Below are 13,682 nucleotides of genomic sequence, written 5' to 3'. Positions count from 1 at the left end.
AGTATGCAGGCAAAGCAGGGCTATGCGCAGTGGGCCGCCAAGCGGCCCGAAATTGTCTCAATAGTGCCACAACTGTGTGAGTTTAGCCTTCCACCTGGCTCCACTGCTTGCTCAATCGCTTATCGGAAATCGGCACCTTGGTGCCCAGCTGCTGGGCGAACAGCGACACGCGGTATTCCTCCAGCCACCAGCGGTACAGGGCCAGCTGCTCGTCGCGCTTGCCTTCCTGGGCATGCTTGTCGGCACGGGCCTTGTACTGCGCCCACAAGTTGGCCAGTTCGCCACTCCATACCCGGTCCTTCTGCACCTGCGAACCCAGCTTCTCCAGGCGCAGCTCGATGGCCTTGAGGTAGCGTGGCAGCTCCTTGAACCACAGCGCCGGCGTTTCACGCACAAAGCCCGGGTACACCAGGTTGCCCAACTGCTGCTTGATATCGTTCAGGGCCACGGCCTGGCTCAGGTCGATCTTGCCCTTGAAGCGTTTCTGCAACCCGTGCCACAGCTTCAGCACCTCGAGGGTCTGCCGCGCCAGGCGCTCGGCATGCTCGGCCCAGCTGCCCCGCTTGCGTTCGGCCAGCGCCGCCAGGGCCGCGCCTTCCCGGGGCAGAACCGGCTCACCGTCGAGAATGCAACTGTCCAGGCTTGCCAGCAGAATGTCTTCGACCAGCGCGTCGACCCGGCCCATGTCGCGGTACAGCAGCCCCAGTTCGGTCAGCCCAGGCAGCTTGCCACGCAGGAACTTGGCCGGCTCGGCCAGCTGTTGCAGCAGCAGGCGCTGCAAGGCGCGGCGGTGCTGGAAGTCGGCTTCGGCCTGGGTCGAGAAGCGGCCTTCACGCACCGTGCCATTGTCCTCCACCAAGGCCGGATAAACCGTCATCGACAGCCCCGCGATCTTTTGCTGTGCCGTGGGTTTCACTTCGCTGAAGGCCTTGGCCTGCACCGGCTGCTCGCTTTTGGCATCGCGTGGCACTGCCAGCGCTGCCTGGCTGGCGGCGGCGAACCGCGCGGTCAGCTCAGCCAGGTCACGCCCTTCGCCCAGGAATTTGCCCTGCCCGTCGACGACCTCGATGTTCATGCGCAGGTGGCCTTCGACAAGGCTGACCGACTCGTCCCAGGCCTCGTCGGGCACCCGCGCACCGGTCATGCGCAGCAGTTCATGGCCCAGGGCCTGGGGCAACGCGCCTTGGCCGAAGGTCATGCGGGCCAAGGCGGCCTTGACGAAGTCCGGCACCGGCACGAAGTTCTTGCGCAGGGCTTTGGGCAAGTTGCGAACCAGCGCCACGCACTTGGCTTCGAGCAGGCCGGGCACCAGCCACTCCAGGCGCTCGCCTGGCAGGCTCGGCAACAGGGGTGCCGGCACCCGAACGGTTACGCCGTCGCGGGGGTGATTGGGCTCGAAGTGGTAGGTCAAGGGCAGGCGCAGTTCGCCCACCTGCAAGCTGTCGGGGTACTGCGCGGCAGTCACCTCGCTGGCCTCGCGTGCCAGCACGTCTTCCTCGCGCATGATCAGCAGGTTGGGGTCTTTCTGGCTGCCCATGCGGTACCAGCTGTCGAAAGTGGCCGTCTGGTGGATCTCGGCCGGCAGGCGCGCTTCGTAGAACGCATAGAGCGTTTCTTCGTCGGCCAGGATGTCGCGACGGCGGGCCTTGGCCTCGAGGGCGTCGAGCGCTTCGAGCAGACGCTTGTTGGCCGTCAGGCACTTGGCCCGCGACTGGATCTCACCACCCACCAGGGCCTCACGAATAAACAGCTCGCGGGAGGTGGCCGGGTCGATGGGGCCAAAGTGCACCGGCCTGCGGCCGACCAGGATCAACCCATACAGGGTGATCTGCTCATAGGCCACGACCTGCCCGCGCTTCTTCTCCCAATGGGGCTCGAAGTGGTTCTTCTTGATCAGGTGGCCGGCCAGCGGCTCGATCCAGTCCGGCTCGATACGCGCGACCATGCGGGCATAGAGCTTGGTGGTTTCCACCAGCTCGGCTGCCATGACCCACTGCGGGCGCTTGCGCCCGATACCCGATGACGGGTGCACCCAGAACCTGCGCTGCCGTGCGCCCTGGTAATCGCCATCTTCGGTCTTGTGGCCGATCTGGCTGAGCAGGCCGCTGAGCACGGCTTTGTGCAGCTTGGGGTAGTCGCACGGTTCCTTGTTGACCGTCAGTTGCAGCTCGCGGCAGATCAGCGCCAACTGGCGATGGGCGTCGCGCCACTCACGCAGGCGCAGGTAATTGAGGAACTGCTTGCGGCACCAGTTGCGTAAGGGGTTGGCCGTCAACGCCTGGCGCTGTTCTTCGAAACCTCGCCACAGGTTGACCAGTGCGGCGAAGTCCGAATCCACGTCCTTCCACTGGGCGTGGGCCTGGTCGGCGGCCTGCTGGCGCTCAGGGGGGCGTTCGCGTGGGTCCTGCACCGACAGGGCGCTGGTGACGATCAGCACTTCCTGCAGGCTGCCCAGGCGCGCGCCTTCGAGCAGCATGCGGCCCAGGCGCGGGTCGATGGGCAGCCGAGCCAGCTGACGCCCGACCGGGGTCAGCTGATTTTCACGGTTGACCGCCGAGAGCTCTTGCAGCAGGTTGAAGCCGTCGCTGATCGCCTTGCCGTCTGGCGGCTCGATGAAGGGGAACGCGTCGATGGCGCCCAAGCGCAGGTGCAGCATTTGCAGGATGACGGCCGCCAGGTTGGTGCGCAGGATCTCGGGGTCGGTGAAAGCCGGTCGGCTGTTGAAGTCTTCTTCGCTGTACAGACGCACGCAGATGCCCGGCTCCACCCGTCCACAGCGGCCCTTGCGCTGGTTGGCGCTGGCCTGGGACACGGCTTCGATGGGCAGGCGCTGCACCTTGGCGCGGTAGCTGTAGCGGCTGATGCGCGCCGTGCCGGTATCGATCACATAGCGAATGCCGGGGACCGTCAGCGATGTTTCGGCCACGTTGGTGGCCAGCACCACGCGCCGCCCGGCATGGGGCTGGAAGATCCGCTGCTGCTCGGCCGGCGACAGGCGCGCGTACAGGGGCAGGATTTCGGTATGGCGCAACTGCGCCTTGCGCAGAATCTCGGCGGCGTCGCGAATTTCGCGCTCACCGGGCAGGAAGATCAGCACATCGCCCGGGCCCTTGCCCTGGCCGCGCTCGTGCTGGGCCAATTCGTCGAGGGTGGCAAGGATAGCCTGGTCGACGGTGAGGTCGTCCTCGATCGGGTTACCTTCCTCGTCCTGTTCGCTGGTCAGCGGGCGGTACCAGGTTTCCACGGGGAAGGTACGGCCGGACACCTCGATGATGGGCGCATTGTCGAAATGTTTGGAAAACCGCTCCAGGTCGATGGTGGCCGAGGTGATGATGAGCTTGAGGTCGGGCCGCCGGTGCAACAGGGTCTTGAGGTAGCCGAGCAGGAAGTCGATGTTCAGGCTGCGTTCGTGGGCTTCGTCGACGATGATGGTGTCGTAGCGTTCCAGGAAGCGGTCGTGCTGGGTTTCGGCCAGCAGGATGCCGTCGGTCATGAGTTTGACCAGTGTGTTGGCATCGCTCTGGTCTTCGAAGCGTACCTGATAACCCACCAGGCCGCCCAGCGGGGTGCCAAGTTCCTCGGCCACCCGGGCGGCAACACTGCGCGCGGCGATCCGGCGTGGCTGGGTGTGGGCAATCAGGCCATGGCTGCCGCGGCCCAGTTCCAGGCAGATCTTGGGCAGCTGGGTGGTCTTGCCCGAGCCGGTTTCGCCGGCGATGACCAGCACTTGGTGTTCGGCCAGGGCTTTTTTGATCTCGTCGCGCTTGGCGGCGATGGGCAGGCTGTCGTCGTAGCGCACCAATGGCACGCTCTGCTGGCGGGCGGTGACCTGGGCGCAGGACGCCTGCACCCGCTCTGCCCACTGCGCCAGCTTTGTCTCGTCGGGGCGCTTGCGCAGTTCATGCAACTGGCGCCGCAGACGGTGGCGGTCGGCGATCATGGCGTGGTCGAGGTTTTGCAGCAGTTTGTCGATGGCGTGGTCAGTCATTGGGCTTTTCGGTGATGCAGGTGGGCCTGCGGTGTAATCGGCATTCGAAAGAGGTGTGATTGTCGCAGATTTGGTTATTGCTTGCTGGGGGTGCTTGAAAGGTTTGGGCTGGCGGGTCGGTTTGAGGGTTCAGTATCTCTCGGCGGGGCTGGAGCTGGCGGGTGCGCAGGTAATGGGCGGCGGCTTGGGTGGGGGCAGGGATTTGCGAACTGGCTGAGGTCGCCTGAACCGCTTTGCGCCCGTCGCGGCGAGCGTGTCAGCGTTTTTGTGTGCGGGCCGGTAGCGGCCTGTCGTCAGGCAGGCCCTCATTTTCACCATGTTGGCCGGGTGAGCCGACCCCCGAACAAAACCGCTCGAACGCTTAAGGCTCGAACGGCTTCATTGCAGGGATCACCGCACAGGCAATTTACTTGCCCGTCCACTCCTTCACTCGCTCTGGGTGCTTGGCCACCCAGTCCTTGGCAGCCGCCTCGGGCTTGGCGCCTTCCTGGATAGCCAGCATCACCTCGCCGATCTCATCCTTGGACTGCCAGCTGAACTTCTTCAGGAACTCGGCCACTTCCGGGGCCTTGGTGGCAAGCTCCTTGCTGCCGATGCTGTTGACGGTCTCAGCAGCGCCATAAACGCCTTTGGGGTCTTCGAGGAACTTGAGTTTCCATTTGGCGAACATCCAGTGCGGGACCCAGCCAGTCACGGCGATGGACTGCTGCTTGGCGTAGGCACGGCCCAGCTCGGCGGTCATCGCAGCACCGGAACTTGCCTGCAGCTTGTAGCCGGTCAGGTCGTAGTCCTTGATCGCCTGATCGGTCTTGATCATGACACCGGAACCCGCATCGATGCCGACGATTTTCTGCTTGAACGAGGAATCGGTCTTCAGGTCAGCGATGCTCACCGCCTTGACGTACTCAGGCACGATCAGGCCAATCTTGGCATCCTTGAAGTTCGCGCCGTAGTCGACCACGTTGTCCTTGTTCTTGGCCCAGTACTCACCATGGGTCACCGGCAGCCATGCCGACAGCATGGCATCGAGCTTACCGGTGGCCACGCCCTGCCACATGATGCCCGTGGCCACGGCTTGCAGCTTCACATCGTAGCCAAGCTTCTGCTTGATCACCTCGGCGGCCACGTTGGTGGTAGCCACACTGTCTGCCCACCCATCCACGTAACCAATGCTGACTTCTTTGGCCATGGCCTGTGCGCCGCTCAAGGCCAGTGCCAGGGCGGTACCCACGCCCAGGAAACGACGCATTTTTGTTGAAGTAGCCATCAAAGCATTCCCTCGTCAGGTCTCGGAGATTCCATCATCTGCCTGCAACCAAGCCAGACCTGATCCAAGTACGACGCCCAGGCGCTCATACGCGACAGCACTGTGCCATTAGCGGCAGCGGCATGGACCTGCCTGCGCGATCCTTGCATGCCAAAGGTTTGGCGCCGGGCTACTATTGGCCCTTTTGCCCCCGACGATGGACCGCCCGATGCCCAGTTCCCCCCGCCTGCTGACATGTCTATATACCCTTGCCTGCCTGATCGGTCTGCTCGGGCTCGGTGGGCTCTGGTACGGGCTGGGCAGACCGGTGGACCTGCCCGACGCCGCCAATGCCACGCACAAGCTGCAGTGCGCATCCTATACCCCGTTCGACAAGGACCAGTCGCCCTACGACCAACCCATGCAACTGCGCCCGGCGCGCATGGACGCCGACCTGGCCCTGCTCGCTGAGCGATTCCAGTGCATCCGCACCTATTCCATGAGCGGTCTTGAGGCTATCCCGGCGCTGGCGCGCAAGCATGGCCTGAAGGTGATGCTCGGGGCCTGGGTCAATGCCCACCCGGCCGATACCGACCGGGAAGTCGCGCTGCTGATCGCCGCCGCCAACGCCAACCCCGATGTGGTCAGCGCCGTCATCGTGGGTAACGAGACCTTGCTGCGCAAGGAAGTCACCGGCAAACGACTGGCCGAGTTGATTGCGCGGGTCAAGCGTCAGGTAAGCGTGCCGGTCACCTATGCCGATGTGTGGGAGTTCTGGTTGCAGCACCCCGAGATCGCGCCTGAAGTGGACTTTCTCACCATTCACTTGCTGCCGTATTGGGAAGACGAGCCACGGGGCATCGACGATGCGCTGGCCCATGTCGCCGACATACGGCGGCAGTTCGGCGAGCGCTTCGCGCCCAAGGACATCCTGATCGGTGAAACCGGCTGGCCCAGCGAAGGCCGACAGCGTGAAACCGCCCTGCCTAGCCGGGTCAACGAGGCGCGCTTCATTCGCGGATTCGTCGCCATGGCCGAGCACAATGGCTGGCGCTATAACCTGATCGAAGCTTTCGACCAGCCCTGGAAACGCGCCAACGAAGGTGCCGTGGGTGGGTATTGGGGCTTATACGATGCCGATCGGCAGGACAAGGGCATCCTCGAAGGGCCCGTCAGCAACTTGCCCGACTGGCCCACTTGGTGGCTGGGGTGCGCGGCGCTGGCAGCGCTGATGCTGTGCATGGCAGGGCGACCACGCACACGCACAGGCGCGTGGGCCATGCCGCTGCTGGCCATGTTCGGTGCAGCGTGCCTGGGCCTGTGGGGGGAGTTGATGCGCAGCCACGCCCGTTTCGCCCCGGAGTGGGTGTGGGCAGGGCTGTTGGCGGGATTGAACGTGCTGGTACTGGCCCGGGCACTGCTGCATCTGGCCCAGCCGTCAGGCGTGCGCGGGCGCTGGTCTGACTGGCTGCAAAAGCGAGCCGGCGGGTTGCTGTTGCTGGCCGGCTTTGCAGGCGCCGTGAGCACATTGGCAATGGTTTTCGATCCCCGCTACCGCAGTTTTCCCAGTGCAGCGCTGGCCTTGCCAGCTTTGGTATTCGTGCTGTGGCCCGTGCTGACGCGGCGACGAGAAGCTATCTTGCTGGCAGGTATCATCGGCCTTGGCATACTGCCGCAGCTACTGATCGAAGGGATGAACAGCGGACAGGCCTGGCGCTGGGCAGCCGTGAGCGCGCTGATGACCGCCGCCCTTTGGCGCAGCCTGAGGCTCGGCCGCGCCTGACACCTCTAGCTGTTCGCGGCACGGGGCGCAACCCTGGCGGGGGCTCATTTACCTGACCAGGCGCAGCCCCGCCAGCACCAATGCGAATACGGCGATGCTGGCGGTGTACAGCACCAATGCCGGTACGGCGAACAACAGGGCAATGCCGGCCAACACTGTACCGGTCCGCCCCTGCAGCAGCCAGCCAAGCGCTGACAGGGCCAGCCCGGCCCAGGCCAGGACCTGGTGGTGAATACCCAACCCCAGCAACGCCCGAACCTCGCACTGCCAATACGCGGCTGGCTCAGTGCACAACCCCACCCACTGCCCGTCCTCCATCAGTCCGTAGCGCACGCCATAGCTGGCAGCGAGCCAGAACCCGACGAACATCAGTAGTAATGCGCCAGGCAGCCTGCGACTCATTGACTTTTCCCACTCGACTGATCAAAAAATCCATGATCGCTTACATCCCGGTCTAAGGCAAAATACCTGCCTGCAACTCGGTTCAGATAACAGGCACACCAAAGGCCATCACGCCCGGCAACTTTGCCACGGCCATTGTGGTCTTAGCTTGCACACGCGCCACCTTGCGTTCTTTTGGGGGATTACATGCTTCGTTCTTTGCGCCTCGCTGCCGTTCTCGGCAGCCTGCTCATGGCTGTGGCCGCTTCTGCGCGGGATATCGACGCCGCGAGCTATGGCTACCCCCTGACCAACCCGTTCGAGGCGACCATCGCCACGACGCCGCCGGACCAGCGCCCGATGCTGCCCAGCGATGACGAGATCGACCAGTCCGACTACAGCCTCACCTTGCGCCCCGAGCGTGAATTCACGCTGCCGGACAACTTCTGGGCGGTCAAGAAACTCAAGTACCGCATGGCCCAGCAGGACCACGCCGCCCCGTTGATCTTCATCATTGCCGGCACCGGTGCGTCCTACAGCAGCAGCATCAATGAATACCTGAAAAAGCTGTACTACAAGGCCGGCTTCCACGTGGTGCAGCTGTCCTCGCCCACCAGCTACGATTTCATCAGCGCAGCGTCGCGCTTCGCCACGCCCGGCATCAGCCAGGATGACGCCGAAGACATGTACCGGGTGATGCAATCGGTCCGCGCCCAGCACCCTCGCCTGCCCGTGACCGAGTTCTACCTGACCGGCTATAGCCTGGGCGCCCTCGATGCGGCCTTCGTCAGCCACCTGGATGAAACCCGGCGCAGCTTCAACTTCAAGCGTGTGCTGCTGCTCAACCCACCCGTGAACCTCTACACCTCGATCAACAACCTGGACAAGCTGGTGCAGACCCAGGTCAAGGGGATCGACCGGAGCACCACGTTCTATGAGCTGATGCTGGAAAAACTCACGCGCTACTTCCAGGAAAAGGGCTTCATCGACCTCAACGAAGCGCTCTTGTACGATTTCCAGCAGTCGCGCCAGCACTTGTCCAACGAACAGATGGCCATGCTCATCGGCACCTCGTTCCGTTTCTCGGCCGCCGATATCGCCTTCACTTCCGACCTGATCAACCGTCGCGGCCTGATCATCCCACCGAAGGTGAAGATCACCGAAGGCACGAGCCTGACGCCCTACTTCAAGCGTGCCTTGCAGTGCGATTTCGACTGCTACATGACCGAACAGGTGATCCCGATGTGGCGTGCCCGCACCGGTGGGGGCACCATCCTGGAGCTGACCAATCAGGTGAGCCTGTACGCGCTGGCCGACTACTTGCAAAACAGCCCCAAGATCGCCGTGATGCACAATGCCGACGACGTTATTCTCGGCCCAGGCGATATCGGGTTCCTGCGCAAGGTGTTCGGTGATCGCCTGACCCTTTATCCCCATGGTGGCCATTGCGGCAACATCAACTACCGCGTCAACAGTGACGCCATGCTGGAGTTCTTCCGTGGTTAACAAACTGCTCTTTGCCACGGCCCTGCTTGCCGCAGGCCATACCCTGGCCGCCGAGACCGCACCTAGAGCCAGCGTCGTCGAGGCTGATCCGCAGGTGATCGGCACCGCCCCGCTGGCCCCGGAAGCCGACGGCTTCCTCGACCCGCTGCGCGAGTTGAAATTCAACCCGGGCCTGGACCAGCGTGAATTCGAGCGCTCTACCCTCGAAGCGCTGAACGTCTACGACCCGCTCGAGTCGATGAACCGCCGCATCTATCATTTCAACTACCGCCTGGACCAATGGGTGCTGCTGCCGCTGGTCAATGGCTACCAGTACGTCACCCCGCGTTTTCTGCGCAGTGGGGTGACCAATTTCTTCAACAACCTGGGGGACGTGCCCAACCTGTTCAACAGCGTGCTGCAGCTCAAGGCCAAACGCTCGGCCGAGATAACGGCACGGCTGATGTTCAACACGATTATCGGGGTAGGCGGTTTGTGGGACCCGGCGACCAAGATGGGCCTGCCGCGCCAGAGCGAGGATTTCGGCCAAACCCTGGGCTTCTATGGCGTGCCGGCAGGCCCTTACCTGATGCTGCCGCTGTTGGGCCCTTCGAACCTGCGCGACACCGCCGGGCTGGTGGTGGATTATTCCGGCGAGCAGGCGATCAATTACCTGGACATGGCCAAGGTCAGCCGCGAGCATCCGGAATTCTTCGGCCTGCGGGTCATCGACAAGCGCTACACCACCAACTTCCGCTACGGGCAGATGAACTCACCGTTCGAGTATGAAAAGGTGCGCTACGTCTATACCCAGTCGCGCAAGCTGCAGATCGCCGAGTAACCCGGCAGCGCCACTGCCGTCACGGCAGCGGCGCGGTCGCTTTCAACGCCTTTTCTTTTCGTACAGCCTTGGGGCCCCGTCCGGTCGGGACTTGAACCGGCGGTGGGCCCACAGGTACTGCTCGGGGCATTCGCGCAGCACCTGCTCGACCCACTGGTTGATCCGAAGGCAGTCAGCCTCTTCGCTCTCACCGGGGAAATCGCTCAACGGGGGATGAATCACCAGCCGATAGCCGCTGCCGTCTTCGAGTCGCTTCTGCGTGAACGGAATGACCTGGGCGCGGCCCAAGCGCGCAAACTTGGTGGTGGCCGTGACCGTGGCTGCCGGGATCCCGAACAAGGGCACGAACAGGCTTTGCTTGGCGCCGTAGTCCTGGTCGGGCGCGTACCAGATCGCGCGGCCGGCGCGCAGCAGCTTGAGCATGCCCCTGACATCCTCGCGCTCGACGGCCAGGGAGTCCAGGTTGTGCCGTTCGCGTCCGCTGCGCTGGATGAAATCGAACAGGGCATTGCCATGCTCGCGGTACATGCCGTCGATGGTGTGACGCTGGCCGAGCAAGGCCGCGCCGATTTCCAGGGTAGTGAAGTGCACCGCCATCAGGATCGCCCCCTGCCCCGCCTGCTGGGCGGCCTGCAAGTGCTCGAGCCCCTCGACATGCGCCAGGCGCGCCAACCGCGCCTTGGGCCACCACCAGCTCATGGCCATTTCGAAGAAGGCGATGCCAGTCGAGGCGAAGTTGGCCTTGAGCAGGCGCTGCCGTTCGTCCGCCGACCGTTCGGGGAAGCACAGTTCCAGGTTGCGCGCGGCGATACGCCTGCGCTCACCGGCAAAGCGGTACATGATCGCGCCTAACGCCGCACCCAGTTTGAGCAGTACGCGGTAGGGCAACTGCACCACCAGCCACAGCAGCCCCAGGCCCAGCCACAGGCCCCAGAACTTGGGATGAAGGAAATAGGGACGAAAACGCGGGCGATCCATTGAAGCTTCCATCAAGACATGGGCCGCGCATTCTACAACGGATCGGCTCATGTTGCGGGCAACCGGTCTTATCGTTATAAGTCAGGGCACTTTTTCCGCAACAAGCCGTCTATGCAGACCATGAGCCCAAACCACACCTCCGACACCCCCTCCGTGTTCCAGCTCAAGGGCAGCATGCTTGCCATTACCGTTCTGGAACTGGCGCGCAATGACCTTGAAGCCCTTGATCGCCAGTTGGCGGCCAAAGTGGCCCAGGCGCCGAACTTCTTCAGCAATACGCCGTTGGTGCTGGCGCTGGACAAGCTGCCGGCCGGCGAAGGTGCGATCGACCTGCCTGGCTTGATGCGCATTTGCCGCCACCATGGCCTGCGGACCCTGGCCATCCGTGCCAACCGCATCGAAGACATTGCCGCGGCCATCGCCATCGATCTGCCGGTGCTGCCCCCGTCCGGCGCCCGCGAGCGGCCACTGGAACCGGAGCCCGAGGCCAAGAAACCCGAGCCGGCCCCTGCCCCGCCACCGGTGCTCGAACCCGAGGTACGCGCCACGCGCATCATCACCGCCCCGGTACGTGGCGGCCAGCAGATCTACGCCCAAGGTGGGGACCTTGTGGTCACCGCTTCGGTCAGCCCGGGTGCGGAACTTCTTGCCGATGGCAACATCCATGTGTACGGCGCCATGCGCGGCCGTGCCCTGGCAGGTATCAAGGGCAATACCAAGGCGCGTATCTTCTGCCAGCAGATGACCGCTGAAATGGTCTCCATTGCCGGCCAGTACAAAGTGTGCGAAGACTTGCGCCGCGATCCGTTATGGGGCGCTGGCGTACAAGTCAGCCTGTCTGGCGACGTGTTGAACATCACCCGTCTTTAACGGATACTTGCCAGCATTTTTAGAGCAACTTTTTTATCGTTGCCGTTATTTCAGTTATTTGCAGGGACTTGCGTCCCGATCATTTTAGGGGTGAAACACCTTGGCCAAGATTCTCGTGGTTACTTCCGGCAAAGGGGGTGTGGGCAAGACCACCACCAGCGCCGCCATCGGTACCGGCCTCGCACTGCGTGGCCACAAGACGGTCATCGTCGACTTCGACGTGGGCCTGCGTAACCTCGACCTGATCATGGGCTGCGAACGCCGTGTGGTTTATGACTTCGTCAACGTGGTCAATGGCGAAGCCAACCTGCAACAAGCCCTGATCAAGGACAAGCGCCTGGAAAACCTGTACGTGCTGGCGGCCAGCCAGACCCGTGACAAGGACGCCCTTACCCAGGAAGGCGTCGAGAAGGTCCTGATGGACCTGAAGGAGCAGTTCGAATACGTGATCTGCGACTCGCCGGCCGGTATCGAGAAAGGTGCCCACCTGGCCATGTACTTCGCCGACGAGGCCATCGTGGTCACCAACCCCGAAGTGTCTTCGGTTCGTGACTCCGACCGCATGCTCGGCATCCTGTCGAGCAAGTCGCGCCGCTCGGAAAACGGCGAAGAGCCGATCAAGGAGCACCTGCTGATCACCCGCTACCACCCCGAGCGCGTCGTCAAGGGCGAAATGCTCAGCGTGGCCGACGTGGAAGAGATTCTCTCGATCAAGCTCAAGGGCGTGATTCCCGAATCGCAGGCGGTGCTCAAGGCATCCAACCAGGGTATCCCGGTCATTCTCGATGACCAGAGCGATGCCGGCCAGGCGTACAGTGACGCAGTCGACCGCCTGCTGGGCAAAGAGAAGCCGATGCGCTTCATCGATGTACAGAAGAAGGGATTCTTCGAGCGCATTTTCGGGAGCAAATAAACCATGAACCTTTTTGACTTCTTTCGTGGCAGACAGAAACAGACCAGCGCGTCGGTGGCGAAAGAGCGTCTACAGATCATCGTGGCGCACGAGCGCGGACAACGCAGCGAACCGGACTATCTGCCCGAGTTGCAGAAGGAACTGCTGGAAGTGATTCGCAAGTATGTGAACATCGGCAATGACGATGTACACATCGAGCTGGAAAACCAGGGCAGCTGCTCCATTCTTGAGCTGAACATCACCCTGCCGGATCGCTGATCTGGCAGAGCGCCGGGGCTGCGCTGCAGCCCATTCGCGGCACGAGGCCGCTCCGACAAGGGATCGCACTCCCCTGTCGGAGCGGCCTTGCCGCATATGGGGAGCAGCACCGCCCCGCTTTTTCTCCTGATTCAACAGAGACCACGCAATGCCGCTGTCGACTATTCAGATCCTTCACGAAGACGCCGCCATCCTGGTGATCAACAAGCCGACGCTGCTGCTGTCGGTCCCGGGCCGGGCTGAAGACAACAAGGATTGCCTGATTACCCGTCTCCAGGAAAACGGCTATCCCGATGCGCTGATCGTGCATCGTCTGGACTGGGAGACGTCGGGCATCATCCTGCTGGCCCGTGATGCCGACAGCCACCGCGAGCTGTCGCGCCAGTTCCATGATCGGGAAACCGAGAAGGCCTACACCGCCCTGTGTTGGGGGCAGCCGGCACTGGACAGCGGCAGCATCGACCTGCCACTGCGGTATGACCCACCCACCAAGCCACGCCACGTCGTGGACCATGAACAAGGCAAGCATGCGCTGACGTTCTGGCGGGTGGTGGAACGTTGCGGCGAGTACTGCCGTGTGGAGCTGACGCCCATCACAGGGCGCTCGCATCAACTGCGTGTGCACATGTTATCGATCGGCCACCCACTGCTGGGTGATCGGCTGTATGCCAACCCTCAGGCCTTGGCCGCCCACGAGCGGCTGTGCCTGCATGCATCGATGCTCAGCTTCACCCACCCGGTGTCCGGTGAGCGCCTCAAATTCGAGTGCCCGGCGCCGTTTTGATCGGGCATGGCTGTGTCTTCGCAGTCCATCAGAGCTGCCGGCGCTGCCCTGACCAGCTGTGTTGCGGGCTGAGGCGCTGGGGTCGGTGTGCGGCCTGTAGCCATCCAGCCAAGTGCGCAACCCACAGCCCGACACCGCTCGGCGACTCAATACGC

At 63.1% G+C, this 13,682-nt stretch carries 11 protein-coding genes; 7 read left to right on the top strand and 4 right to left on the bottom strand.

The features are described 5' to 3' along the window. Positions 1 to 82: 82 nt before the first annotated feature. Both hrpA and FS767_RS16155 read right to left on the bottom strand, forming a co-directional pair. Positions 83 to 3,988, bottom strand: a complete 3,906-nt coding sequence (gene hrpA / locus FS767_RS16160; protein WP_144966836.1) for an ATP-dependent RNA helicase HrpA — start codon at positions 3,986 to 3,988, stop codon at positions 83 to 85. A 406-nt stretch (positions 3,989 to 4,394) separates the two neighbouring features. Further along, the gene (locus FS767_RS16155; RefSeq protein ID WP_058604193.1) at positions 4,395 to 5,255 is read right to left on the bottom strand and encodes a glycine betaine ABC transporter substrate-binding protein; all 861 of its coding nucleotides are present in this window, start codon (positions 5,253 to 5,255) and stop codon (positions 4,395 to 4,397) included. A 196-nt stretch (positions 5,256 to 5,451) separates the two neighbouring features. Here FS767_RS16155 and FS767_RS16150 point away from each other — a divergent pair, with 196 nt between their 5' ends. Further along, entirely contained in the window at positions 5,452 to 7,017 is a 1,566-nt protein-coding gene (locus tag FS767_RS16150; protein ID WP_144966834.1) for a beta (1-6) glucans synthase, read from the top strand. A 48-nt stretch (positions 7,018 to 7,065) separates the two neighbouring features. Here the strand turns inward: FS767_RS16150 and FS767_RS16145 are convergent, their stop codons facing one another. Continuing rightward, the gene (locus tag FS767_RS16145; RefSeq protein ID WP_144966832.1) at positions 7,066 to 7,419 is read right to left on the bottom strand and encodes a hypothetical protein; all 354 of its coding nucleotides are present in this window, start codon (positions 7,417 to 7,419) and stop codon (positions 7,066 to 7,068) included. Positions 7,420 to 7,605: 186 nt separating this feature from the next. Between FS767_RS16145 and FS767_RS16140 the strand changes: the two genes are divergently transcribed. Together FS767_RS16140 and FS767_RS16135 are read left to right on the top strand one after the other, a co-directional pair. Next, the gene (locus FS767_RS16140) at positions 7,606 to 8,904 is read left to right on the top strand and encodes a serine/threonine protein kinase (protein WP_058604190.1); all 1,299 of its coding nucleotides are present in this window, start codon (positions 7,606 to 7,608) and stop codon (positions 8,902 to 8,904) included. Continuing rightward, on the top strand, positions 8,897 to 9,724 hold the full coding sequence (locus FS767_RS16135) for a VacJ family lipoprotein (protein ID WP_058604189.1): 828 nt from the start codon (positions 8,897 to 8,899) through the stop codon (positions 9,722 to 9,724). Before FS767_RS16140 ends, FS767_RS16135 begins: the two co-directional genes overlap by 8 nt. Positions 9,725 to 9,766: 42 nt before the next feature. Here FS767_RS16135 and FS767_RS16130 read toward each other — a convergent pair whose 3' ends face one another. After that, positions 9,767 to 10,702, bottom strand: a complete 936-nt coding sequence (locus tag FS767_RS16130; protein ID WP_058604188.1) for a lipid A biosynthesis lauroyl acyltransferase — start codon at positions 10,700 to 10,702, stop codon at positions 9,767 to 9,769. A gap of 111 nt (positions 10,703 to 10,813) precedes the next feature. Between FS767_RS16130 and minC the strand changes: the two genes are divergently transcribed. The 4 genes from minC to FS767_RS16110 all read left to right on the top strand — a co-directional run bounded on the left by minC (position 10,814) and on the right by FS767_RS16110 (position 13,527). Then, complete coding sequence (minC, locus tag FS767_RS16125) at positions 10,814 to 11,572, top strand: septum site-determining protein MinC (RefSeq protein ID WP_058604187.1); 759 nt, start codon at positions 10,814 to 10,816, stop codon at positions 11,570 to 11,572. Between the two features lie 100 nt (positions 11,573 to 11,672). Then, positions 11,673 to 12,485, top strand: a complete 813-nt coding sequence (gene minD / locus FS767_RS16120; RefSeq protein ID WP_012313198.1) for a septum site-determining protein MinD — start codon at positions 11,673 to 11,675, stop codon at positions 12,483 to 12,485. Between the two features lie 3 nt (positions 12,486 to 12,488). Beyond that, positions 12,489 to 12,743 (top strand): cell division topological specificity factor MinE, encoded by a 255-nt coding sequence (gene minE / locus FS767_RS16115; protein ID WP_009682849.1) that lies wholly within the window; start codon positions 12,489 to 12,491, stop codon positions 12,741 to 12,743. Positions 12,744 to 12,891: 148 nt separating this feature from the next. Then, on the top strand, positions 12,892 to 13,527 hold the full coding sequence (locus tag FS767_RS16110; RefSeq protein WP_100852067.1) for an RluA family pseudouridine synthase: 636 nt from the start codon (positions 12,892 to 12,894) through the stop codon (positions 13,525 to 13,527). Positions 13,528 to 13,682: the final 155 nt, after the last annotated feature.

It is taken from the genome of Pseudomonas sp. DE0010 (assembly GCF_007680745.1).
In the GTDB taxonomy this organism is placed as follows: Bacteria; Pseudomonadota; Gammaproteobacteria; order Pseudomonadales; family Pseudomonadaceae; genus Aquipseudomonas; species Aquipseudomonas parafulva_B.
Note: the sequence above shows the minus strand (reverse complement) of the source record. Positions and strands in the feature narration are given on the sequence as shown.

Bases quoted from the DNA above. Each gene is read 5' to 3' on its own strand.
- hrpA (WP_144966836.1), bottom strand. From the start codon at position 3,988: ATGACTGACCACGCCATCGACAAACTGCTGCAAAACCTCGACCACGCC.
- FS767_RS16155 (WP_058604193.1), bottom strand. From the start codon at position 5,255: ATGGCTACTTCAACAAAAATGCGTCGTTTCCTGGGCGTGGGTACCGCC.
- FS767_RS16150 (WP_144966834.1), top strand. From the start codon at position 5,452: ATGGACCGCCCGATGCCCAGTTCCCCCCGCCTGCTGACATGTCTATAT.
- FS767_RS16145 (WP_144966832.1), bottom strand. From the start codon at position 7,419: ATGAGTCGCAGGCTGCCTGGCGCATTACTACTGATGTTCGTCGGGTTC.
- FS767_RS16140 (WP_058604190.1), top strand. From the start codon at position 7,606: ATGCTTCGTTCTTTGCGCCTCGCTGCCGTTCTCGGCAGCCTGCTCATG.
- FS767_RS16130 (WP_058604188.1), bottom strand. From the start codon at position 10,702: ATGGATCGCCCGCGTTTTCGTCCCTATTTCCTTCATCCCAAGTTCTGG.
- minC (WP_058604187.1), top strand. From the start codon at position 10,814: ATGCAGACCATGAGCCCAAACCACACCTCCGACACCCCCTCCGTGTTC.
- minE (WP_009682849.1), top strand. From the start codon at position 12,489: ATGAACCTTTTTGACTTCTTTCGTGGCAGACAGAAACAGACCAGCGCG.
- FS767_RS16110 (WP_100852067.1), top strand. From the start codon at position 12,892: ATGCCGCTGTCGACTATTCAGATCCTTCACGAAGACGCCGCCATCCTG.